Consider the following 21,511-nt stretch of genomic DNA (forward strand, 5'->3'; position numbering starts at 1 on the left):
TCCTAGTAGGAATGGGATAAAGAAGTAGCCTTATAAAATGAAACTAGCCTCGCAAATTGCGAGGCTAGTTTTGTTTTATACTTCTATTGTCTTTTGGATGGTATATTGAGATCTAAATCGCTAAAAAACAAAGCTTAATTAGGATGTAAGTTTGGCAAAGTATCAAATTTTTGCCGAACTTATATAGACTTGCAATATCTACCTAAACGTAGAGAGTAGTTGATTTTAATTCTACTCAAAATTGAATTCCTTTTTTCCTTTTCCATCCTGTGCGGATTGAATCCCGATTGCTTATGGCTCAGAAAATCTTTTTCCGTTTGCGAAGCGATAAATGATCCTAGTTTCATAGTTCACTTATCTTAGCAAATTCAGATCCTGAAGTTTTCTGCCAAACTCATCGTCGGCAGCCAATTTCAGAAAATCATTTTGCAATCCTAGAACCTGTAAAACGTTAAAGTAGGCTCCCATAGAAACACTTGAATTACCTTTCTCAACCAAATACAATGTGGAGCGTGCAATTCCTGCCCTTTCTGCCACTTGATTCGCGGTTAGTTTTCGTCGCTTTCTGGCCAGCTTGATATTTTCTCCCATCTCTTCAAGTAACTGTGTATATTTTGGAAGAATTATTTGCTTCTTTAAATTCAAAACGTTTGTTATTTCATACAAAAATAGTAAATACGATTGAAATAACAGACTTTTTGAATTAAATGGCATTGTATTTATCTCAATATCATCTTTGAGCCTCAAGAAGTTCCAATGTATTCAGTTTTTTTTATCAGAAATTACGAACGGATAGTCTCATTGGTCCCCATCTCCTTATTCCACAGTAGAATGAGAAGGAATTTACTATACGAAGTGCCGTGTAGAAATACACTTTAAATGAGTTCAAAATTCGCAGGTGTGCGGCCTGAAGAAATCGGAGTGACTTCCAAATTAAGGTTTGGAAAATAGATTCGGATGCCCCGACTTCCCTATAGTAACATGGGACTAAAAAGAGTGTCTTTTGTTGTCGGAATGATTTCTAGTCTAAAATTTCTTTCGGTAGTAGGAAATGAGTGAGGGTCTTTTCTGCCCCTGAGAATTCGGACCAACTTTCGCAGTCAATTTTCACGATGGCCACCGTGCAGGTCGAAAACTCGCGCGATTCTGAAACTAAGTCCGACAAGAACTCACTAATAGTAGGATTATGAGAAAATAGGGCAACGGAATTAAATTCATCTGAGGTGCGCTCTAGGGTTTTGTAAAAATCTTCAAGCAAAGGTTCGTAGAGATCTTCTACTTTTTTAATGGCAGAGTTTCCGTAGGTTTCTGCAAAATAACGGCAAGTCGTTAAGGCTCTTTTGGCAGGAGAGGACACAAAACTGTCAATCTCAAAGCCACTTTCCAAAAGGAACTTAGCCATGCCTCTAGCGTTCTGATGGCCCCTTTCGTTCAAGGGTCTTTGGAAATCTTCGACTTCGTGGGTCCAGTCACTCTTGGCATGTCGAATCAAAAATAATGTCTTCACGGGGTCTTGTTTTTTTGGTTTGGGGAAACTAAAATAGACAAAAAATTAAAATAAGACGAAGTTCGGGATAGAATTTTTAAAATTTGTAAATTTGCAGCATGGGACAACTCTTAGCCGTAGATTACGGTAAAAAAAGAACCGGACTTGCGGCGACCGATGATTTTCAAATCATTGCCTCAGGACTAGACACCGTAGAAACCGTGAACTTAATTGATTTTTTGACAGCTTACCTTAGTCAAAATACGGTAGAAGCGATGGTGGTTGGACTTCCCACGGATCTTCGTGGAAATCCCTCCGAAGTGGAAGGCGATATTCTTAAATTTATTGCCGAGTTTGAGGCCAAGTTTCCCTTTGTTCCTGTCGAAAGACTGGATGAGCGTTTTACCTCAAAAATGGCTTCTTTTTATATTTCGCAAAGCGGAAAAAGCAAAAAGAAACGCGAGAGCAAGGAGCTGATTGATAAGGTGAGTGCCACATTAATTTTACAGAATTTTTTAGATTTAAGAAAAAGATGATATTACCGATTCGTGCCTTTGGGGATCCTATCCTCAGAAAAGTAGCAAAAGACATTGAGCCTGACTATCCGAATTTAAAGGAATTGATTGAAAACATGTACGAGACCATGGAATCAGCCAATGGGATTGGACTCGCAGCTCCACAAATAGGATTGGATATTCGTTTGTTTGTGATTGATGTTACTCCACTCGCGGAAGATGAAGACTACGCCCACATTAAAGAGGAGCTTATTAAACAAGGCAAAAGAGTCTTTATAAATGCGCAAATCTTAGAAGAGAGCGGAGAGGAGTGGAAATTCAACGAAGGTTGTTTGTCAATTCCGGACGTTCGCGAAGACGTGAAGCGTCAACCGACGATTGTAATCGAATACCAAGATGAAAATTTTGTGAAACATACGGAAACTTTTTCCGATATTCGTGCCCGCGTAATTCAACACGAATACGACCATATTGATGGCGTACTCTTTACCGACCACCTTTCGCCGCTTAAGAAAAAGCTGGTTAAAGGGAAACTTTCTAAGATTTCACAAGGAGAGGTAAGTGTAAATTACAAAATGCGGTTTCCTAAATAAGTGAATCGCCTTATTATTAATTAAGTTTAAATACTAAAGACAATACTTTATGCAGTTAGAAAAAATTATTTCCATCTCTGGAAAACCAGGTCTTTTTAAGCTCGTTTCACAGCTTAAAAATGGGTTTATTATTGAGGATGTAACCACGAAGAAAAAAATGAGCATCGGAAATTCTTCCCAAGTAAGTCTTCTGGATAATATCGCCATGTTTACATTCGATAAAGAAGTTCCTTTGTTTGATGTATTCGAAACGCTTGCAAAAGAAGTGAATTACGAGCCGTCTATTTCCCATAAGTCTTCGGATGCAGAGCTTCGCGAAGTAATGGACAAAGCACTTCCTAATTATGACACGGAGAGAGTGTATGTTTCCGATATCAAGAAATTAGTTCAGTGGTATAACACATTGCACAAAGCAGGGTACATTACGCCAGAGAGCTTTGTGAAAGAGGAAGTAGAAGAGGAGGCTAGTGCTCCGAAAGTAGAAGCCGTTGAAACGACAGCGAAGAAACCAGAGGCTAAAACCAAAAAGCCTTCTACTGCAAAAGCGAAACCTGCCACAAGCAGTTCGAAAGCGCAGGTGAAATCTACCAAGAGAAAACAAGGTTAATTCCTTTACCTTCAAGAAATAAAAAAACTTTGTTACCCCTCGTAACAAAGTTTTTTTAGTTTACCTTTATTCCAACCATTTGGGCTGTAGAGTCCAGAAAAATGCGATTGACTATGCACGTGAAATCAGAAAAACTACAAGCGTTCTCCCAACTATTAGACATCATGGATGATCTTAGGGCGAAATGCCCTTGGGATCAAAAACAAACCCTAGACTCCCTTCGTCCTCTTACCCTAGAGGAGGTCTATGAACTCTCGGATGCAATCCTAAAAGAGGATATGCCCGAGATTAAAAAGGAGTTAGGAGACGTACTTCTTCATCTCGTTTTTTATTCAAAGATTGCTGCTGAAAAAGGACAATTCGACATTGCAGACGTCATTCACTCGCTGAACGAAAAGTTGATTTTCCGCCATCCTCATATTTATGGCGATACAAAAGTGAGCTCAGAAGAGGAAGTCAAACAAAATTGGGAAAAATTAAAACTAAAGGAAGGAAATACTTCCGTTTTGTCCGGTGTAGGGAAATCGGGACCTAGCATCGTGAAAGCCCATCGAATTCAAGAGAAAGTAAAAGGAGTCGGGTTTGAATTTGCCTCAAGCAAAGACGCCTGGGAAAAAGTAAAAGAGGAATTACTCGAATTTGAAGCCGAAACCGACTTAGACTTAAAAGAAAAAGAATTAGGAGACGTGCTGTTTTCCCTTGTCAACTATGCGAGACTTAGTGGGCTGAATGCCGATACTGCCCTAGAGAAAAGCAATCAAAAATTCGTGTCTCGATTTAAGAAGATGGAACTTTTGGCTAGGGAGCAGGGACTTGAGTTCGCAGAACTTGACGAAAAGCAAATGGATGCGCTTTGGGAAAAGGCCAAAGGTTTTGAGACGAGGGCGGAATCCTAAATTTTAGATGATCTATAGAAAAGATCCAAATGAAAAGAAACTTGCAAACGCCTTTGAGAAGCCATTTGGCTTCCATGATTCACATTAGGGAAACCGAAAGGCTTTGGCATTTTCCAGTTTTGGCGGGACTCTGCATTGGGGTCTGTCTTTTTGCAGGTTGGTATTTTGAGAATCAGCCCTACGGAAATTTGGCTTCCATTGGAGCCTTAACGATCCTTTATTTTACGCATGCTTCCCTTGAAAAACGAATGGTTCACTTAATCGTGTGCGCCTTTGGAATGATCGTGGCGTTTTCCACTTCCTTACTGTTTTCCTTTAATCCATATTGGAGCGTCTTTTCGCTCTTTTTGATCGCCGTGTTAACCCACTGGCTTTGCGGATATTTTGATATACCTCCCCCTCGGAATTTCTTTTTTATTATGGTCGCTGCTGTAGCTACCAACCTTCCATTTTCTTTAGAGCTGCTTCCTGTTCGAATTGGGGTCTTTGCTCTTGGAGCGATGGTCTCGGTCTTTCTTGCCTTTGTGTACTCGGTTTTTATTGCGAAAGCTACGGTGCACATTCCAAGAGTAAAACCGAAACGAAACCGATATACCATTACAGCAGAAAGTTTGATTCTAGGCGTAGGTGTGAGTTTAGCGTTACTACTTGGATATGCAGTGGATCCTCAAAGTCCTTACTGGATTCCAGTCTCTACCTTAGCCATCTTGCAAGGGCGAAATTTAACGCATACCACCGAAAGAAATACACACCGGGTTCTCGGAACCTTTATTGGGATTGGACTCACCTGGGTTTTAATTCTTTTAAAACCTGAGCCTCTTGCTCTCGTGTTTATTATTGCTCTTTTGCAAATCATTATTGAACTCCTTGTCGTTCGCAATTATTTCTTTGCCGTGATCTTTATTACGCCCCTTACCATCCTTTTGGCAGAGACCAGTTTAGGAAGCGGGGCTTCCCACAATGCGCTAATTTGGGCGCGGTTTTTAGATTCTTTAATGGGCGCGTGTATTGGGCTTGCCGCAGGCGCACTTCTCCACCACAAAGGCTTTATGGCGCGTTTTGAGAAGCAACTTCGGCTTTTAAAACTCTACCGAAAATTCCAAGAACATCAAAGACACTAGCCTTTTTTTTACTTAAATATATGTTATATATTTACGCTCAGATTTAAGCCAACCCCTAGATTTTTAGATTAGCCATGCAAAATTACCTTGACCTTTTACAGCATATTTTAGACAACGGAACGGATAAAACTGACCGCACAGGGACAGGGACAAAAAGCGTATTTGGCTATCAATTGCGTTACGATCTTTCCAAAGGATTTCCTTTGGTGACCACGAAAAAAACGCATTTAAAGTCTATCATTTATGAACTGCTTTGGTTTTTAAAGGGAGATACGAATGTAAAGTATTTGAACGATAATGGAGTCAGCATTTGGGATGAGTGGGCAGATGAGAATGGAGATTTAGGTCCTGTCTACGGAGCGCAATGGAGAAGTTGGGAAGGTTCAGGTGGACAAGTGATTGATCAAATTTCACAGGTCATAGAGCAAATTAAAACCAATCCAGACTCTCGTCGATTAATTGTCTCTGCATGGAATACAACTGAGATCTCAAAAATGGCTCTAGCGCCTTGCCATACCATGTTCCAATTCTATGTCGCCGATAACAAACTCTCTTTGCAACTCTATCAGCGTAGTGCCGATGTTTTTCTAGGTGTGCCATTTAACATTGCTAGTTACGCCTTGCTACTTCAAATGATGGCGCAAGTCACAGGCCTTGAAGTAGGAGATTACGTTCATAGTTTTGGGGACGTGCATATTTACAACAATCATTTTGAACAAGTGGAAAGGCAGCTTTCAAGAACGCCAAAAGCCCTTCCAACGATGTGTTTGAATCCAGAGGTGAAATCCCTATTTGATTTTGATTTTGAAGATTTCACGCTTGAGAATTACGATCCTTATCCTGGAATTAAGGCGCCGGTCGCAATCTAAATTTCTATCCTTATTTTATTGATTTAGCGTACGAGCGTTTTCTTTAGAGAGGTTAAGTTTCTATGAATTCTCTCTGGGGTAGAGGGATCTACAGGGCCAATTTTGTAACTTTAGACTTAATTTTGAGACTAGTTACTAAAATCCCAGTTGTATGAAACGTACTCTATTGTCCCTTTCTCTTGTCGGTCTTTTTTTAGGATGTTCCCTTGAGGCGCAGACTTTAAATTCAGGACGCACCCAGCCTTATCAGGCTACCTCCACTAAATATACCAGTTTAAAGCACACCCTATTAAAGGTGAGTTTTGATTATTCTAAAATGGAATTAAACGGGGAGGCAACCCTTACCGCAAGTCCTTATTTTTACCCTAGTGATTCGCTCGTGCTCGATGCGAAGGCCATGGCTATTCATGAAGTGGCTCTAGAGAAAGGAAGCTCAAAAAGCCCTTTAAAGTATACCTACGCAGACGATCTTTTAAAGATTCAGTTAGATAAGCGTTATGCAAAGGATGAGAACTACAAGGTCTATATTAAGTACACGGCAAGACCGGAGCAGGTGACTCAAAAGGGAAGCCAGGCCATCACGGATGCCAAAGGTCTATACTTTATCAATCCCTTAGGAGAAGATAAAGAAAAGCCAACCCAAGTTTGGACCCAAGGAGAAACCCAGAGTTCCTCTGTGTGGTTTCCAACCATTGATAGACCCAATCAAAAAACGACGCAAGAAATTTACATGACCGTGCCTAGAAAGTACATCACGCTTTCGAACGGTGAATTAAAGAGTTCAAAAAATGTAGGTGAAGATCTTCGTACCGACTACTGGGTTATGGACAAGCCGCATGCTCCGTACCTTTTCTTTATGGGAGTAGGAGACTACGCCGTGGTCAAGGACAAATGGCGCCAAATCCCTGTGGATTATTATGTAGAGAAAGAATACGAACCCTACGCAAAGCAAATCTTTGGACACACCCCCGAGATGATTGAGTTTTTCTCAAAGCGATTAAACTACGATTATCCTTGGAACAAATATGCGCAAATGAGCGCAAGAGACTACGTGAGTGGGGCGATGGAAAACACCACAGCCGTACTTCACGCAGAGGACGTTCAACAAAAACCCTCTCAATTGGTGGATGAAAATTCTTGGGAAGATACCATTGCCCATGAACTCTTTCACCACTGGTTTGGCGACCTCGTCACCATGGAGAGCTGGAGCAATTTAACGCTGAACGAATCCTTTGCAAACTATTCGCAATACCTGTGGAACGAACACAAATACGGGAAAGACATTGCGGACTATGGACTCTTTAGAGAACTGCAGGCCTATTTTGGCGATCCCTCCAATGTCTCAAAAGATTTGGTTCGCTACAATTACCACAATAGAGAAGATATGTTTGATGCCGTTTCCTACAACAAAGGAGGAGGGATCTTGCACATGCTTAGAAATTACTTAGGAGATGATGCCTTTTTCGCAGGGCTAAATCAGTATTTAACGACCCATGCCTACGGTACGGCAGAAGCGGCGGATTTACGTCTCGCTTTCGAGAAAGTATCCGGTAAGGATTTGAACTGGTTCTTTACGCAGTGGTATTTTGGAGGAGGTCATCCGAAACTTACCTATACCACTCGCTTTGAACCGGTGAAAAAAGAAATCGTACTCTCGATTGCTCAAACGCAAGGGGGAGGGTATTTTGAATTTCCTATTGCTGTGGACATTGTAGAAGACAACGCCGTGAAAAGAGAAAGTCTTTGGGTTAGTGCTAAAGCAAAGAATGAATTTTCGATTCCGGTGAGCAAAAATCCAAAACTGGTTAATCTAAATTCAGACGGCGTGTTGTTAAGCGAGATTACCGAATCGAAAACCCCTGCCCAGTATTTGCTTCAATATCAAACGGCAAAAGAGTTCTTACCTAAAGAGCGTGCTCTTGCAAATGCCGCTTTAAACCTTGCGGATGCAAGTGCAATTCAGACGCTAAAGGAAGGACTTAACGATTCAAACTTTAGACTTCGAATTGAGGCTTTGAATGGACTTGATCTTTCCCGACCCGACCATCAAAAAGCAGCGCTTTCTAAAGTAGAGCAGCTTGCAAGTTCCGATGAGAAAACCCTTGTAAGAGGAGCTGCCATAGGCGCACTTTCTAAAACGAAAAATGACAAATATCTACCTCTCTATGAAAAAGGAGTTTCAGAAGTATCCAATTCCATCAAAGGGAATTCCCTTGGCGCACTTGCGCAGATCAATCCGCAAATGGCGAAGCAGAAACTAGAATCTGTTGAATTGGAAGGCTTATCTTCTGATGTCATGACGGTTTTGATTCCGATTGTGGTTGAAAATAAGATTGAAAAGCACCGCGCAGAGATTGCCTCTACGGTTGCTTTCTATCCTTTCCTTAAATTCCAAGACCCCGTGGCAGGTGCCTCGGCAGAAAAAGGATACGAATGGATTATGAGTTCAGACGATTATCTAGCCACTCACAAGATTACCAAAATCTTCACCCAAGTGCATGGACAGTTAGGTGAAAATGCGCAGGCGAAAATGCTCTTAGCTCAGACCATTCAAAAGGGACTGGATTTAAAACTAGCGGCTCTACGAAAGGAACCCTCTAGCAAATCCCTCAATGCACAGGTGGATCTATTGACAAGTGCCTTAAAAGTGTATAAGTAGACATCTCATTTCAAAAATAAATTTTGGAGCTCCCTTTTTTGCAAGTCAAATAGAGGGAGTTTACGTTGTGATGGGAAGGAAAAACGGGCAATGGGCAGCAGGTTCGGGCCTCGATGCTGCTGCGCACTTTCGAGTGTTGAATCCACGATTACAAAATGAAAAGTTTGCCATGCGTTTATAAAAAAGAAATTGAAATGAATACAAATAAATCAATAGCGATTTTGGGCTGTGGCTGGTTGGGATTCCCATTGGCAAAAGCCCTTTTTAAAATGGGATATGCCGTAAATGGGAGCGTTAGGAATACAACCGATTTTCTTAAACTTGAGCAAGTGGGAATAGAACCGTTTCTATTGGATTTGAAAACGAATTCCGTTGCAGGCGATATTGAAAATTTTCTAAATAATAAGGAAGTTTTACTCATTAGTATTCCACCGAAACTAAGGACAGATACGAATGAAAATTTTGTTGCTAAAATCAAGAATTTAATTCTCTACATTCAAAATTCTACCGTAAAAAGACTTATTTTTATTAGTTCCACTTCGGTTTATGGGAATAGTCGTCACGATTTGGTTACCGAAGAAACGGTTCCTGGGCCAGAGACGGAATCGGGTAAGCAGCTGTTAGAAGTAGAACAGTTATTGAGAAGCAATGAACACTTTAAAACCACCATTGTTCGCTTCGGGGGATTGATAGGCGAAGATAGAAATCCACTTCATTTTCTTCGCCCACAAAATAAAATGAAAGATCCAGATAGGCCTATCAATTTTATACATTTAGAGGATTGTTTGGGTATCCTTATACAAATAATTCAACAAGAAATTGGGGGTGAAATCTTCAATGCCGTAGCACCTTATCATCCTACCAAAGCGGAATATTACGATGCACTACGTAGAGAAAAGAGATTGGATTTACCTAGTTTAGTCCAAAATTCAGGAACACAAGGAAAGATAATTACGAGTGAAAAATTAGAAACTGTGTTAAAGTATACGTTTGTAAAACCATTTCTGAGATAGTGTTTCACTTTAAATAATAAGTTAAATAACCTAAAAACAAACACGTAATGAATACCCTATTGATCGCAGGAGGTACTGGCTTTATTGGAAAACATCTAACTCAATATTTATTGCAGAAAGGGCATGTAATTCACGCTTTAACTAGAACTAAAAAAAGCTCTAAAAACGAAAATTTGCATTTTTTTCAGTGGGATATTGAAAAGGGAATAATAGATGAAAAGGCTTTTGAGGGAGTGGATGTCCTAATCAATCTTACGGGTGCTAATATTACTGAAAAACGTTGGACCGCAAAGCGAAAAAAGGAAATTGTCGATAGCCGAGTCGAATCAATTAATTTATTGTTTAAGTATGTACGTCAGCTTGAGAACAAACCTACTGCACTTATTTCTTCCTCCGCCGTAGGTTATTATGGAGCTGTAACCACGGAGCAGGTTTTTACGGAGTTATCCCCTAACGGTACAGATTTTTTAGCCTATATCTGCAAAGAATGGGAAAATGCGGCTTTTCAATTTAATCAATTAGGGATAAGGACCATTGTCTTGAGAAAAGGGATCATCATTGGTAAAGAGGGTGGCATGTATGCTAAAACGGCATCCTTAGCCAAGTGGAGTATCAATACGGCTCTAGGGAATGGGAAACAATTCATGCCGTGGATAGATATACGTGACTTAATTCGTTTGTATGAATTTATTCTAAGCGAGAGCGAACTATCGGGAATCTTCAACACCGTGAGTACCCAGCCTATCTCCATGAATGAATTCTCAAAATTATTGTTAAGATCTTTTGGCAAAAAGAGCTTTTTACCCAATGCCCCCAAATTTATTATTCAGTTGATGTTTGGCGAAATGGCTGCCATGCTTTTAGAAGGCTCGAAAGTAAGTAATGAGAAAATAATAGACGCAGGATTTGTATTTCAGTATGATACGATGGAAAGCGCTTTGCATTAAATAAAATAAGCTTTAGCGATTATATCTGTATCAAATACGGGTAAAGAGAATTTCTTAATCCACTCGATTTCATGTCCGATTGAATATTCTACTTTCCCTATTCCTACTGAATCAAAACTCCAAAATAAATCCAATAGAGGGTACAATCGTGGCGGACTCCTCATTTAAGATTAGCGGAATGGCATTGCTTCCGTCTGATTTTATGGTTTGGCTATCTGTGGTTTTAAATCCCGAATTATCCTCCAATCTTTCAAAGGTAAACTTAGGTAAATTAGGGGTTTTGTCCATTAAAACATTCTGAAAATCAATAAAGAGATTCAGACTCACTTTTTTGAAATTGTATTTCTTGTCGACCCTTAAATCCAACTGATTAAAAATTCCAAGTCGCTTGCTGTTTAGTTGGGTATAATCATAAATTCCCCTTCCGTTGGTGAGGTACAATGCTCTGGAAGTCGCAAGGTCAAAAGGCGTGTAAGGTTGTCCACCTGCCATTCGGTATTTTACCCCGACATCCCAATTGTTTTTGAATTTGTAACCGAAAGTACTCGATAATACAAAACCATAATCCCAGGTCGAAGATCTAAATTCTCCATCGATTCCAGCAAATTCGGATTTGTAAAGCGTGGCACTGGCCACATAAAATAAATTTTCCACCAATTTTTGTTGTATGTAGGCCTCTAGTCCGTACACCCTGCCTTTTCCCGTGGAAATATAAGGCTCGCCACCCACTGCAGAATAATCGGTTCCAATATTAGCATAAGAAATTCCATTCGTTAAGGAAACGGGATAATTTCGGTAATCTTTGTAAAAGGCTTCAAAGGTAAGTCGTAAATCGTTTTTAGGAACGTATTCAGTTCCTATCGTATAATGGATCGCATTGGTGTATTTCAGATTTTTATTCGTTAGATTTCCGGAATCATCTTTAAAACCCAGCATGGTGTAAACTGGAAGTTTATAATAACTGCCAACCGATCCTGAAAGTTTCCATTGGTCGCTCAGAACATACGAAAATGAAATCCTTGGAGATAAGGATTGGATTGGGTTTAAACCCGTTTTCGTGAACGTATTCACATCCGTTCTTATACCTCCGGATACCAACAATTGGTCCTCAAAAAAATATTTTGACACGTGTCCATACAGTCCAAATTTGAAAAATTCAATGGCCGAATTGCTTGTAGAATTTACCGCGGGTGAGATTATAGTTCCTTCTTCATCTCTTTGTTCTTCTTTTATCGTACTAAATACATCCGCATCGTATTTTACATATTGGGCATCGGCACCGTAGCTGTATTTCCATCCGTTTTCAAATTTATTCATGTCAAAACGCAACTTGTTCTCGGTTTCATGGCTACGGAGAGAATATAATTTATTGCCTTCTTTTAGAGCGTTGTTTTCATATCGTTCTGCGCCATTAAAAAACATATTTCTACTTAACGCAAGGTTGAAATAGCCGTTGTTTACTAATCGCTTCAAATTGGCTCCTACCGTGTAGTTCCATTGTTGAATGAGAGGATTCGCTCGATTGATGTATTCATTGTTGGCATCGCTATTTTCGGGAATTGCGAGTTTGAAATTGTCAATAGCTCCCAAACCGATAAAATTCACTTCGGTTTTCTTGTCGATCTTATGATTGATTTTATATTGAAAATCATAATAATCAGGACGAATGGATAAATCGAGTAGTTTGAATAAATACTGCAGATAAGACCTTCTTGCGGATGCCATAAATGTGGTCTTTTTACTTAATGGACCTTCCAGCATAATCGCAAATTCACTGCCCGAAAGTCGGACGTTACCACTCAAACGATCCGGGTTTCCATTTCGTTGGTTGATGACAATAGTGGATGCGAGTGCATTGTCATATTTACTATTAAAGGCGGACGATGTCAATTGAACATCCTGGATAAAGGAGACATTCAAAATTCCTGTGGCACCACCGCTTGCCCCTTGCGTTTGGAAGTGATTTAAAACAGGGATTTCAATACCATCTAAGTAATACACATTTTCACTCGGACCCCCACCTCTCACAATTATGTCATTTCGATTGGGAGTCGTGCCGCCGGCTACACCGGGCAAGACTTGTATTACTTTTGAAACATCAAAATTACCTCCCGGATTTACTTTTATCTCTTCCGATGTTAATCGTTGGGTTGCCAGGGGTGTAATCATATCCGTAGCCCTGACCGATTTACCCGCTTTAATGACTACTTCTTGCAATTCTTGGCTTATTTCATCCAGTTCATATTGAAGGATTTGAGTACTCCCAGAACCCACATTGATATTGTATACAATCATCGGAATGTATCCAGAAGACGATATTTCAATATTGTACTTGGTTACTGGTAATTTTATACTAAAATCCCCTTTTTCATCCGTAGTCGTGTAAATCGTATCCTTTCCGATGAATTTGAGCGTTGCGCCAACCAGTTCTTCTTGTGTGTTTTTATCCTTTACCACACCCGATACGAAACCTACATTTTGTGCATTCAAATTAAAGTTCAGTAGAACTGCAAAAACAATAAAAATGATTTTTTCCATTGTAACAAAAAATTACTTGGTGCAAATGTAAACTATATTTTATTTATTTTAGTATAAAAAAATACTATTTAAAAAATAATTAGTACATTTACATCCTAAATTTAAGGTGTAATGAATTATCAATTGATAAAAGAGGTTGTTGATTTAGTAGAACAATATGAACAAGGGAATCGTACCAGATCTAATTCTTCTGTGGAAGATTTCATCCATTGGATAGTAACAAATAACACGATACTAGACAGCAAAGAAGAGCCGGATTGGGAAGGTAAAGAAAAAGGTAGAAGTGCAGATAGTGTTATCAATACACTGCTTATCCATATGAATCGTTATGCGAAAAGTTATTCTAAATCGGCCATTTTTGGATCTAATTTTTCTACACAGGAAGATTTTATATTCTTAATAAATCTAAAAGCTTTTGGTGAAATGACCAAGATGGAATTGATTAAAAAAAATGTACAAGAAAAACCCTCTGGAATGCAAATTATAAATCGCTTAATAGCGCAAAACTTTGTGGAGCAAAATCGCTCATCCCTTGATAGGAGAAGCAGGGTTATTTCGATAACTCAAGAAGGATTAGAAGCCTTAGATACTCAAATGGATAAGATTAGGCAGGCCACTAAAATAGTAACGGGTGATCTTAATCACATCGAAAAAATGGAATTGATACGACTTCTTAATAAACTAAATGATTTCCATTTACCCATTTATGAGCAAAACATTGACTCAGAGAATTTATTAAAGGAAGTCAGCAAAAATAAAGTGAAATGAAAATAGCAATCATAGGGTCCGGTTTTTCGGGATTGTCTGCGGCGGCATACAGTGCAAAGGCGGGTCACGAAGTACATGTTTTTGAAAAGCACAACCAACCGGGAGGAAGAGCACGACAATTTACGACCCGCGAAGGCTATGTCTTCGATATGGGACCCAGTTGGTATTGGATGCCTGATATAATTGAGCGATTTTTTAAAGATTTTGGGTTTAAAACATCCGATTTTTTTGACATAATCTCTTTAAATCCGCAATTTGAAATGGTTTTTTCAGATGAGAAACTGGAGGTGCCTGAAAGTTTAGAGGAATTAAAAATTGTGTTTGAAACGATTGAAAAAGGAGCCTCAATACAACTGGAGAAATTCATGGAATCGGCAAAATTCAAGTACGAAGTTGGAATGCAAGATTTTGTCACTAAACCTTGTCATAATTGGGGTGAATTTATCTCTCCTAAAATAGCGAAAAGTGCTTTAAAATTAGATTTACTCAGCAACTTTAGAAGTTACGTTTCTCGCTATTTCAAAAATGAAAAATTAAGAACCTTGATGGAGTTTCCTGTAATTTTCCTTGGAGCTTCGCCTAAAAACATACCTGCTTTATACAGTCTAATGAACTACGGAGGGTACGCTTTAGGCACACATTATCCTATGGGAGGCTTTTATCAGTTGGTATTAGCCATGCAACAAGTAGCAGAAAAACAAGGGGCAACTTTTCATTTTAATGCAGCAGTGGAAAAAATTAATGCAGACAAGCACAAAGTGAAATCCTTGACGATTGACGGTAAAGCCTATGAATTCGATGCCGTTATTGCATCCTCTGATTATCATCATACAGAAACACTTTTAGACCCTGTATATAGAAATTATGATGAAAATTATTGGGCGAAAAAAACGTTTGCCCCCTCCAGTTTGATTTATTATTTAGGAGTAAGCGAAAAAATGGACAACCTAAAACACCATACGCTTTTCTTTGAGAACGATCTGGATGAGCATATCGACTGCATTTATGGTGATAAAAAATGGCCTGAAAAACCGTTGTTTTATGTTTGTTGTCCATCGAAAACGGACCCAAATGTCGCGCCCGAAGGAAAAGAGAACTTGTTTTTACTGATGCCTTTGGCTATCGGAATAAACGATGAAGAAGCGATTAGGGAAAAATATCTGCACGAAATGCTTGAAAGAATAGAAAAGCATACGGGAATGGTCGGTATAAAATCAAAAATTGAGTACAAAAAAAGTTATTGTGTTTCTGATTTTATGACCGATTACAACGCCTATGGAGGCAATGCCTACGGACTAGCAAATACACTTAGTCAAACCGCCGTACTAAAACCAAAAATAAGAAACAAAAGATTAAATAACCTGTTCTACACCGGTCAATTAACCGTTCCCGGTCCTGGGGTTCCCCCTTCCATTATTTCCGGGAAAATTGTAGCAAGCGAAGTTCATCAACTTTAAAAACACACCTTATGAAACGACTATTTGACGAACTTTCTTATTCGGTCAGTAAAATGATAACACAAAAATACAGTACGAGTTTTTCGTTAGGTATTTTAGCATTAAAGCCTTCCATTCGTTCGGCAATCTATGCTATATACGGCTATGTGCGGCTAGCGGATGAAATCGTGGACAGTTTCCATGAATATGACAAAGAAAAATTATTAACCCGATTAAAAATAGAAACTGAAAATGCATTATCCGAAAGGATTTCATTAAATCCAATTTTGCAGTCTTTTCAGGAAACGGTACATAAATACCAAATCGACCCTACGCTTATCCATCAATTTTTGCATAGTATGGAGATGGATTTGCAGAAGATAGATTACAATTCCGAATTGTACAACGAATATATTTTTGGTTCTGCGGAAGTGGTTGGACTCATGTGCTTACAGGTTTTTACCGAGGGAAAGAATGAAAAATATGATGAATTAAGGCCTTATGCCATGAAGTTAGGTTCGGCTTTTCAGAAAATTAACTTTTTACGAGACTTAAAGGAGGACTATCAAGTTATGGGTAGAACTTATTTTCCAAATGTAGATATGAAAATATTCGATAATGACGTGAAAAGTCAGATAGAAAAGGAAATTGAACAGGAGTTCAAAGAGGCGTTAATCGGTATTAAAAAATTACCCGTTGTCGCTATTTTTGGAGTTTATTTGGCGTATAAGTATTATTTATCGTTGTTTAAAAAAATAAAATCAAAATCCTCAAAAGATATTTTGAATAATCGTGTGCGAGTGTCTAATCCCGAGAAAGCATTTGTCGCATTCAAAAGCTATGTGCGATTTAAAACAACCTATTTATAATGAATATTTTTATCTACATCGCATCCAGTTTATTTTTTATGTGGAGTGTAAGTCAGTCGAATTTACAAACCTATCGTACGGGGTATAGCAAAGCCGCAACCGATAAGATATTGTGCGAAAAAATGATTAGAGATTTAGAAAAAGAAAAAAACAATTCATCCCTTTATTTGGGGTATTTGGGAGGTTATCAAACCGTTTGGGCAAAACATGTTTTCAGTCCGATGACCAAACTCCAGACCTTTAAAACGGGAAAGAAAAATATAGAAAAGGCCATTGAACAAGACCCTAGCAATATAGAATTGCGATTTATTAGGCTGTCGGTACAAAAAAACGCACCTACTTTTTTAGGGTATCATTCGCACGTCAAAAATGATAAAGAATTTATTGTCAAGAACCGAAGCAAAGTTCAATCTGAAATTTTGAAAAAAAATATTGATTTGTTATTAAAAGATTAGAAATGAAATATCAATTGTATAGAGAACAACAACTAAACTGCCCTATAGAAACGGCATGGTCGTTTTTCTCATCACCACACAATCTCTCTAAAATCACACCCAAAGACATGGGCTTTGTGGTGCACACCAATTTGGGTGATCAACCTATTTTTGTAGGAATGGAAATTGATTATACCGTGTCGCCGATTTTCAAAATTCCGTTGAAATGGAAAACAAAAATTACGCAAGTCGATTTTCAAAAAAGCTTTACCGATTTTCAAGAAAAAGGACCTTATAAATCATGGAATCATCACCACGAATTTGTCCCAAATAAAGAGGGTGTGTTAATGAAAGACACGGTAGATTATGAGCTTCCATTGGGGCTAGTCGGTCAACTAGTACATCCGCTTTTAGTAAGAAAAAAAATTGAAGAGATATTCAATTATCGTTTTGAATTTTTAGAAAATAAGTTTAATCAAAAATAACGCTGGAAATGAATTTACTACTGGTCGTGATGGTTTTTATACTTATGGAAGGAGCAACCTGGCTCATTCATAAATATGTGATGCACGGTTTTTTATGGATATTGCACAAAGACCATCATGACCATAGCAATGAAGGAGCTTTGGAGAAAAACGATTATTTCTTTGTCATTTTTGCACTTCCCACGATTGCTTTAATGTATTTTGGATCTTTGCAAGATTTCAATTATTTATTTTATATCGGGTTGGGGATCATGCTTTACGGAATGGCTTATTTTTTTGTGCATGATATTTTTATCCATCAACGTTTAAAGTATTTTACCCGGACAGAAAACCCGTATTTCAAAGCATTGCGTAGAGCACATAAGCAACATCACAAGCACTTGGGTAAAGAACAGGGCGAATGCTTTGGGTTTTTGTATGTGCCTCTCATTTATTTCAAAATGTACTTTAAAACCACTAAAAAATGATGAGCTACACTTATATTTTGATTCTTTTTTTTACAGTCATCATTTGTTTTATTGCTTCTTTTGACAAACGATTGCAGTTCAACCAGCATTTTGGAGCATTTCTAAAATCCGCAATTTTAGTCGCTATTCCTTTTATCGCTTGGGACGTATGGTTCACTGCAAAAGGCGTTTGGTGGTTCAATACGAATTATACATTGGGATTTGTGATTGCGGGATTGCCTATAGAAGAATGGCTGTTCTTTATTTGTATTCCGTTTTCTTGCGTATTTACCTATTTCTGTTTCGACAAATTTTTCAAAATGGATGGGTTGTCGGGCTTTAATAATGTAATTGTTTTTGTAGCTATTGTTGTTTGTGCAGTTATTGCTTTACTGCACCACGACAAAATCTACACTTTGGTCACCGCCCTTTCCACTATTCTCACACTCGTTTATTTGCATTTTATCGCCAGAGTAGATTGGATTGGTAAGGCCTCACTTGTATTTACAGTCCTAATGCTGGGTTTCTTTCCAGTGAACGGAATTCTAACGGGAAGCGGAATAGAAACGCCTATAGTCAATTATAATCCAAAAGATTTTTTGGGAATTAGAATACTCACCATTCCGATTGAAGATGCGATTTATGGTTATACACAATTTTTATTGGTACTGTATTTCTTTAATAAATTCAAAAAAAGCGAACTTAAAAATCAAACCGCATGAAAAAGAAATTTCAAATAGTAAACGCAGTGGTACTCATAGCAACTCTTGTTATTAATTACCTCTCCAATACAGGTGCTTTTAATGGCGAAACCATGGCAACCATTTCTGCAAAATATCAAAACCTGTTCACACCAGCAGGATATGCTTTTTCGATTTGGGGACTAATTTATTTGGGGCTTTTGGGCTTTGTGATTTATTTTGGACCCTTAACTAAGCAAACGACGGCCAAAGAAAAAGTGGTTCTAAGTATAGGTTGGTGGTTTGTTATTTCCTGCTTTGCCAATAGTTTTTGGGTATTGGCATGGTTATATGACTTTACATTTTTAACCATCCCCATCATGGTGGTGTTGTTGGTTTCTTTGTTTAAAATCATACAAAAAATTCAATCCGAATTTGATACGAAAACTTTGCAGACTGCATTATTTCTTCGCTTGCCATTTTACATTTATTCCGGTTGGATTTCAGTGGCTCTAATTGCGGATATAGCTGCCTATCTCAAAAAAATACAATGGGGAGGCTTTGGGATTTCAGAAACGGTTTGGACCGTAATCATGCTTGCAATTGCATCGCTCCTGCATTTATTTATGATTTGGAAACAAAGGATGTCCGCATTTGCTCTGGTGGCCGTTTGGGCGTTTTTGGCTATTGCAGTTGCAAATAAAAATGAAAATACAACGGTCCTTTGGGTAGCAATTTGCATGGCAGTTCTCGTGTTTATAAATGTCCTTTTATATGAATTTATAAGCAAGAAAAAATCATTTTCTAAATAGAAGTGTGGCATAATGGACTATTTAATTAAATAGGAAAGAATTGAAGAAAATAGGACACAGAAGTTAGAGCCCAAAACATTGTTTTAAAAGCCTTTAAAGACCAAGTCATTTTCGATAAAAAAACTATTTGCACTTGAATGTGCATAAATAGTTCCCATTTTGACTGTCATTTGCCTTAAGAATTGTTAATTTCGTAGTAAAATTACCATTTATGCCGTACGGAATTCAAGCTGCAAGCTACTATGTGCCCTCTCTTTATTTGAATATGAAAGACTTAGCGCTTCATCGTGATTTAGACCCCTTAAAACTAGAAAAAGGTTTAGGACTTTATAAAATGGCGTTAGCCGATGTGCATGAGGATGCCGCGAGCTTTGCGGCAGAAGCGCTTTTGAAATTAATTAAAGAGTCGGGCGTGAATCCGAGTGAAATCTCTAGGATTTACTTAGGAACGGAAAGTGCGCTGGATTCCGCAAAACCTACTGCTACTTATGCCATGGGTATGGTAGAAAAGGTTTTAGAGCCTACTTATGGACCTAGAGTCTTCAAGAACTGTGACGTGGTGGACATGACCTTTGCTTGCATTGGAGCCGTGGATGCTTTAGAAAACTGTATGGACTATTGCCGCGCGGATCCCTCGCGAAAAGCAGTGGTGATTGCCTCGGACTATGCTCGGTATGAACTGGGCAGCTCAGGTGAATATACACAAGGCGGCGGCGCTGTTGCGCTTCTCTTATCAAACAATCCCAAACTTTTAACTTTGGAGCCGACCGTGGGTGTGGCCACAAGAAGCGTGTTTGATTTTTTCAAACCTCGCATAAAAATTTCAAAGTCGGATTTGAACGGAGCCTCGGAAACGATGCCTGATACTTTGGAGCTCTTCTCAGAAGAACCCGTTTTTGACGGACAGTATTCCAACTCATGTTATCAAAATCAAATCAAAGAAGCTTACGAACACTTTAAGGAAAAGACAGGAGCGGACAAACCGTATGAAAATTGGCGCTATTTGATTTTTCACCTGCCTTATGCCTTTCATGGAAAAAGGGTTTTTACTGAGATTTATAGCGAGGAGAAAGGTCTCTCCATGGAGACACCGGAAGAGCAAAGAGCCGTGGCGAAATCGCCAGAGTATCTTTCCTTTATTTCAGAAAAGATTGAGCCTTCTCAAAGAGCTTCCTCTGAAATTGGAAACATGTATACCGCTTCTGTATTTATGGCGCTTTTGTCTGCACTGCAGACCAGTCTAGATTCTGGGGAAGAATTGGTAGGAAAGAAGATCGGCTTTTTAGCCTATGGTAGCGGATCCAAAGCGAAGGTCTTCGAAGGGGTGATTTCAAAAGAATGGAAAGAGGTAGTAGGACAATGGAATCTATTTGACACGCTAGCAAAGAGAGAAGCTGTCACTTTTGAAACGTATGAGAAGCTTCACCGCAAACAACTCTCAAGCTCAATTGCAACCAGGCCGCAGGGATTTTCTCTAGAGTCTATTGAATCCGAAAGTCCAACCCTTAGAGGAGCTCGCTATTATCAGTACGTAGAGAGGGAGAAGTAAGTAAAAAGGAAAACAGAAAAGGATCAAACTAGATTCTAGAACCTTTCAATGTATATAACAAAGCCCTTGGTAGAACTGAGGGCTTCTTTTATTATTATTCTAAAGGAAAGAAAGCGGGTTTTGGGCCGAAGAACAAAGCTGAAAATAGCAAAGCCAAGAAGAAAGTTATTTCTTTTTTCTTTGATAGTCTTCGTTGTGTCCTTTTCCTTTTAAGATTTCTGGATAAGCCTTGTTTAGTCGATCCAGTCGGGTCTTTTCCTGTTTGGCGGAGCCAATGTGCATAGCCCAAGTTCGCATTCTCCCGGGTGTAAGAGACTCAAATGCCTCTTTGAACTTAGGGTCCTTTTCGAGAAGGTCTAAAATTTCTTTTGGGTAGGCTTTTGGGGTGAGAGGCTCCTTTTTAGGAGAGAGTCCTTTGTCTTCAGCGATTAGCATGGCTGCAATGGCATTTCTAATTTCTTCTTCTCGATCTAGAACGCTTGATAAATCGGTGCATTTAATTACCCGCGCAATTCTTGAATTTTCTCCTGGTTTTTCTAACAAGTCATCAAATCCTTCTAATACAGCTCCTTTGAAGAAACTTAAAACGCAGTAGGATTTGAATTGTCCAATGATGAAAAGGTTAGTTCCCTTATAGGTATAGCAGGGCTGATACCATTTTTTCTCCTCTCTAAGATCAAATGACAGAAGGATTTCTCTTAGCTCTTTTGCCACTTGCAGAAAAGGGCCTTCTTTTTTAAAGTAGGATTCTAATTCGGGATTGTGCATTGGTTTCATCACGAAAAGGG

The 21,511-nt window shown here is 38.8% G+C and carries 22 protein-coding genes; 18 read left to right on the forward strand and 4 right to left on the reverse strand.

Features of this window, described 5'->3' with window-relative positions; translation table 11 throughout:
• Positions 1-354: 354 nt before the first annotated feature.
• Together ACX3PU_RS03805 and ACX3PU_RS03810 are read right to left on the reverse strand one after the other, a co-directional pair.
• Positions 355-591 carry a helix-turn-helix domain-containing protein gene (locus ACX3PU_RS03805; protein WP_459083588.1) on the reverse strand — a complete coding sequence of 79 codons (237 nt, stop codon included), beginning with the start codon at positions 589-591 and terminating at the stop codon, positions 355-357.
• Between the two features lie 430 nt (positions 592-1,021).
• Positions 1,022-1,507 carry a SixA phosphatase family protein gene (locus ACX3PU_RS03810; RefSeq protein ID WP_459083589.1) on the reverse strand — a complete coding sequence of 162 codons (486 nt, stop codon included), beginning with the start codon at positions 1,505-1,507 and terminating at the stop codon, positions 1,022-1,024.
• Positions 1,508-1,605: 98 nt separating this feature from the next.
• Here ACX3PU_RS03810 and ruvX point away from each other — a divergent pair, with 98 nt between their 5' ends.
• The 9 genes from ruvX to ACX3PU_RS03855 all read left to right on the forward strand — a co-directional run bounded on the left by ruvX (position 1,606) and on the right by ACX3PU_RS03855 (position 10,706).
• Entirely contained in the window at positions 1,606-2,022 is a 417-nt protein-coding gene (gene ruvX / locus ACX3PU_RS03815) for a Holliday junction resolvase RuvX (protein ID WP_459083590.1), read from the forward strand.
• Positions 2,019-2,594, forward strand: a complete 576-nt coding sequence (gene def, locus ACX3PU_RS03820; RefSeq protein WP_459083591.1) for a peptide deformylase — start codon at positions 2,019-2,021, stop codon at positions 2,592-2,594. The genes ruvX and def overlap by 4 nt, the downstream gene beginning before the upstream one ends.
• Positions 2,595-2,643: 49 nt before the next feature.
• Positions 2,644-3,201: a DUF5606 family protein gene (locus ACX3PU_RS03825; protein ID WP_459083592.1), complete on the forward strand. Its 558-nt coding sequence runs from the start codon at positions 2,644-2,646 to the stop codon at positions 3,199-3,201.
• Positions 3,202-3,314: 113 nt separating this feature from the next.
• Positions 3,315-4,097, forward strand: coding sequence for a nucleoside triphosphate pyrophosphohydrolase (gene mazG / locus ACX3PU_RS03830; RefSeq protein ID WP_459083593.1), 783 nt, complete (start codon positions 3,315-3,317; stop codon positions 4,095-4,097).
• A gap of 29 nt (positions 4,098-4,126) precedes the next feature.
• Positions 4,127-5,218 carry an FUSC family protein gene (locus tag ACX3PU_RS03835; protein ID WP_459083594.1) on the forward strand — a complete coding sequence of 364 codons (1,092 nt, stop codon included), beginning with the start codon at positions 4,127-4,129 and terminating at the stop codon, positions 5,216-5,218.
• A 74-nt stretch (positions 5,219-5,292) separates the two neighbouring features.
• Positions 5,293-6,087 carry a thymidylate synthase gene (locus tag ACX3PU_RS03840; RefSeq protein WP_459083595.1) on the forward strand — a complete coding sequence of 265 codons (795 nt, stop codon included), beginning with the start codon at positions 5,293-5,295 and terminating at the stop codon, positions 6,085-6,087.
• A gap of 151 nt (positions 6,088-6,238) precedes the next feature.
• Positions 6,239-8,746 carry a M1 family metallopeptidase gene (locus ACX3PU_RS03845; protein WP_459083596.1) on the forward strand — a complete coding sequence of 836 codons (2,508 nt, stop codon included), beginning with the start codon at positions 6,239-6,241 and terminating at the stop codon, positions 8,744-8,746.
• Between the two features lie 194 nt (positions 8,747-8,940).
• Positions 8,941-9,759 (forward strand): NAD(P)H-binding protein, encoded by an 819-nt coding sequence (locus ACX3PU_RS03850; RefSeq protein WP_459083597.1) that lies wholly within the window; start codon positions 8,941-8,943, stop codon positions 9,757-9,759.
• A 47-nt stretch (positions 9,760-9,806) separates the two neighbouring features.
• A complete protein-coding gene (locus tag ACX3PU_RS03855) occupies positions 9,807-10,706 on the forward strand; it encodes a TIGR01777 family oxidoreductase (protein ID WP_459083598.1) in 900 nt (299 codons plus the stop codon).
• Positions 10,707-10,817: 111 nt separating this feature from the next.
• Here the strand turns inward: ACX3PU_RS03855 and ACX3PU_RS03860 are convergent, their stop codons facing one another.
• A complete protein-coding gene (locus ACX3PU_RS03860) occupies positions 10,818-13,244 on the reverse strand; it encodes a TonB-dependent receptor (RefSeq protein WP_459083599.1) in 2,427 nt (808 codons plus the stop codon).
• Positions 13,245-13,355: 111 nt separating this feature from the next.
• On the opposite strand from ACX3PU_RS03860, the gene ACX3PU_RS03865 reads away from it, so the two are divergent.
• The 9 genes from ACX3PU_RS03865 to ACX3PU_RS03905 all read left to right on the forward strand — a co-directional run bounded on the left by ACX3PU_RS03865 (position 13,356) and on the right by ACX3PU_RS03905 (position 20,723).
• Complete coding sequence (locus tag ACX3PU_RS03865) at positions 13,356-14,012, forward strand: MarR family winged helix-turn-helix transcriptional regulator (protein ID WP_459083600.1); 657 nt, start codon at positions 13,356-13,358, stop codon at positions 14,010-14,012.
• Positions 14,009-15,469, forward strand: coding sequence for a phytoene desaturase family protein (locus ACX3PU_RS03870; RefSeq protein ID WP_459083601.1), 1,461 nt, complete (start codon positions 14,009-14,011; stop codon positions 15,467-15,469). Before ACX3PU_RS03865 ends, ACX3PU_RS03870 begins: the two co-directional genes overlap by 4 nt.
• 11 nt (positions 15,470-15,480) lie before the next feature.
• Complete coding sequence (locus ACX3PU_RS03875; RefSeq protein WP_459083602.1) at positions 15,481-16,317, forward strand: phytoene/squalene synthase family protein; 837 nt, start codon at positions 15,481-15,483, stop codon at positions 16,315-16,317.
• Positions 16,317-16,772, forward strand: coding sequence for a hypothetical protein (locus ACX3PU_RS03880; RefSeq protein WP_459083603.1), 456 nt, complete (start codon positions 16,317-16,319; stop codon positions 16,770-16,772). The genes ACX3PU_RS03875 and ACX3PU_RS03880 overlap by 1 nt, the downstream gene beginning before the upstream one ends.
• A 2-nt stretch (positions 16,773-16,774) precedes the next feature.
• Positions 16,775-17,236 (forward strand): SRPBCC family protein, encoded by a 462-nt coding sequence (locus tag ACX3PU_RS03885; protein ID WP_459083604.1) that lies wholly within the window; start codon positions 16,775-16,777, stop codon positions 17,234-17,236.
• A gap of 8 nt (positions 17,237-17,244) precedes the next feature.
• Complete coding sequence (locus ACX3PU_RS03890) at positions 17,245-17,703, forward strand: sterol desaturase family protein (RefSeq protein ID WP_459083605.1); 459 nt, start codon at positions 17,245-17,247, stop codon at positions 17,701-17,703.
• Positions 17,700-18,404 carry a lycopene cyclase domain-containing protein gene (locus tag ACX3PU_RS03895; protein ID WP_459083606.1) on the forward strand — a complete coding sequence of 235 codons (705 nt, stop codon included), beginning with the start codon at positions 17,700-17,702 and terminating at the stop codon, positions 18,402-18,404. Before ACX3PU_RS03890 ends, ACX3PU_RS03895 begins: the two co-directional genes overlap by 4 nt.
• Positions 18,401-19,174: a tryptophan-rich sensory protein gene (locus tag ACX3PU_RS03900; RefSeq protein WP_459083607.1), complete on the forward strand. Its 774-nt coding sequence runs from the start codon at positions 18,401-18,403 to the stop codon at positions 19,172-19,174. The genes ACX3PU_RS03895 and ACX3PU_RS03900 overlap by 4 nt, the downstream gene beginning before the upstream one ends.
• Positions 19,175-19,385: 211 nt before the next feature.
• Positions 19,386-20,723: a hydroxymethylglutaryl-CoA synthase family protein gene (locus ACX3PU_RS03905; RefSeq protein WP_459083608.1), complete on the forward strand. Its 1,338-nt coding sequence runs from the start codon at positions 19,386-19,388 to the stop codon at positions 20,721-20,723.
• A gap of 165 nt (positions 20,724-20,888) precedes the next feature.
• On the opposite strand, the gene ACX3PU_RS03910 is transcribed toward ACX3PU_RS03905, so the two are convergent.
• Positions 20,889-21,500 carry a YdeI/OmpD-associated family protein gene (locus ACX3PU_RS03910; RefSeq protein WP_459083609.1) on the reverse strand — a complete coding sequence of 204 codons (612 nt, stop codon included), beginning with the start codon at positions 21,498-21,500 and terminating at the stop codon, positions 20,889-20,891.
• Between the last annotated feature and the right edge of the window lie 11 nt (positions 21,501-21,511).

It is taken from the genome of Chryseobacterium sp. A301 (assembly GCF_054489425.1).

Excerpts from the sequence above, each read along its gene's own strand:
- ACX3PU_RS03805 (WP_459083588.1), bottom strand. The coding sequence starts at position 591 with ATGGGAGAAAATATCAAGCTGGCCAGAAAGCGACGAAAACTAACCGCG.
- ruvX (WP_459083590.1), top strand. The coding sequence starts at position 1,606 with ATGGGACAACTCTTAGCCGTAGATTACGGTAAAAAAAGAACCGGACTT.
- def (WP_459083591.1), top strand. The coding sequence starts at position 2,019 with ATGATATTACCGATTCGTGCCTTTGGGGATCCTATCCTCAGAAAAGTA.
- ACX3PU_RS03825 (WP_459083592.1), top strand. The coding sequence starts at position 2,644 with ATGCAGTTAGAAAAAATTATTTCCATCTCTGGAAAACCAGGTCTTTTT.
- mazG (WP_459083593.1), top strand. The coding sequence starts at position 3,315 with ATGCACGTGAAATCAGAAAAACTACAAGCGTTCTCCCAACTATTAGAC.
- ACX3PU_RS03835 (WP_459083594.1), top strand. The coding sequence starts at position 4,127 with ATGAAAAGAAACTTGCAAACGCCTTTGAGAAGCCATTTGGCTTCCATG.
- ACX3PU_RS03840 (WP_459083595.1), top strand. The coding sequence starts at position 5,293 with ATGCAAAATTACCTTGACCTTTTACAGCATATTTTAGACAACGGAACG.
- ACX3PU_RS03845 (WP_459083596.1), top strand. The coding sequence starts at position 6,239 with ATGAAACGTACTCTATTGTCCCTTTCTCTTGTCGGTCTTTTTTTAGGA.
- ACX3PU_RS03850 (WP_459083597.1), top strand. The coding sequence starts at position 8,941 with ATGAATACAAATAAATCAATAGCGATTTTGGGCTGTGGCTGGTTGGGA.
- ACX3PU_RS03855 (WP_459083598.1), top strand. The coding sequence starts at position 9,807 with ATGAATACCCTATTGATCGCAGGAGGTACTGGCTTTATTGGAAAACAT.
- ACX3PU_RS03860 (WP_459083599.1), bottom strand. The coding sequence starts at position 13,244 with ATGGAAAAAATCATTTTTATTGTTTTTGCAGTTCTACTGAACTTTAAT.
- ACX3PU_RS03865 (WP_459083600.1), top strand. The coding sequence starts at position 13,356 with ATGAATTATCAATTGATAAAAGAGGTTGTTGATTTAGTAGAACAATAT.
- ACX3PU_RS03870 (WP_459083601.1), top strand. The coding sequence starts at position 14,009 with ATGAAAATAGCAATCATAGGGTCCGGTTTTTCGGGATTGTCTGCGGCG.
- ACX3PU_RS03875 (WP_459083602.1), top strand. The coding sequence starts at position 15,481 with ATGAAACGACTATTTGACGAACTTTCTTATTCGGTCAGTAAAATGATA.
- ACX3PU_RS03880 (WP_459083603.1), top strand. The coding sequence starts at position 16,317 with ATGAATATTTTTATCTACATCGCATCCAGTTTATTTTTTATGTGGAGT.
- ACX3PU_RS03885 (WP_459083604.1), top strand. The coding sequence starts at position 16,775 with ATGAAATATCAATTGTATAGAGAACAACAACTAAACTGCCCTATAGAA.
- ACX3PU_RS03890 (WP_459083605.1), top strand. The coding sequence starts at position 17,245 with ATGAATTTACTACTGGTCGTGATGGTTTTTATACTTATGGAAGGAGCA.
- ACX3PU_RS03895 (WP_459083606.1), top strand. The coding sequence starts at position 17,700 with ATGATGAGCTACACTTATATTTTGATTCTTTTTTTTACAGTCATCATT.
- ACX3PU_RS03900 (WP_459083607.1), top strand. The coding sequence starts at position 18,401 with ATGAAAAAGAAATTTCAAATAGTAAACGCAGTGGTACTCATAGCAACT.
- ACX3PU_RS03905 (WP_459083608.1), top strand. The coding sequence starts at position 19,386 with ATGCCGTACGGAATTCAAGCTGCAAGCTACTATGTGCCCTCTCTTTAT.
- ACX3PU_RS03910 (WP_459083609.1), bottom strand. The coding sequence starts at position 21,500 with ATGAAACCAATGCACAATCCCGAATTAGAATCCTACTTTAAAAAAGAA.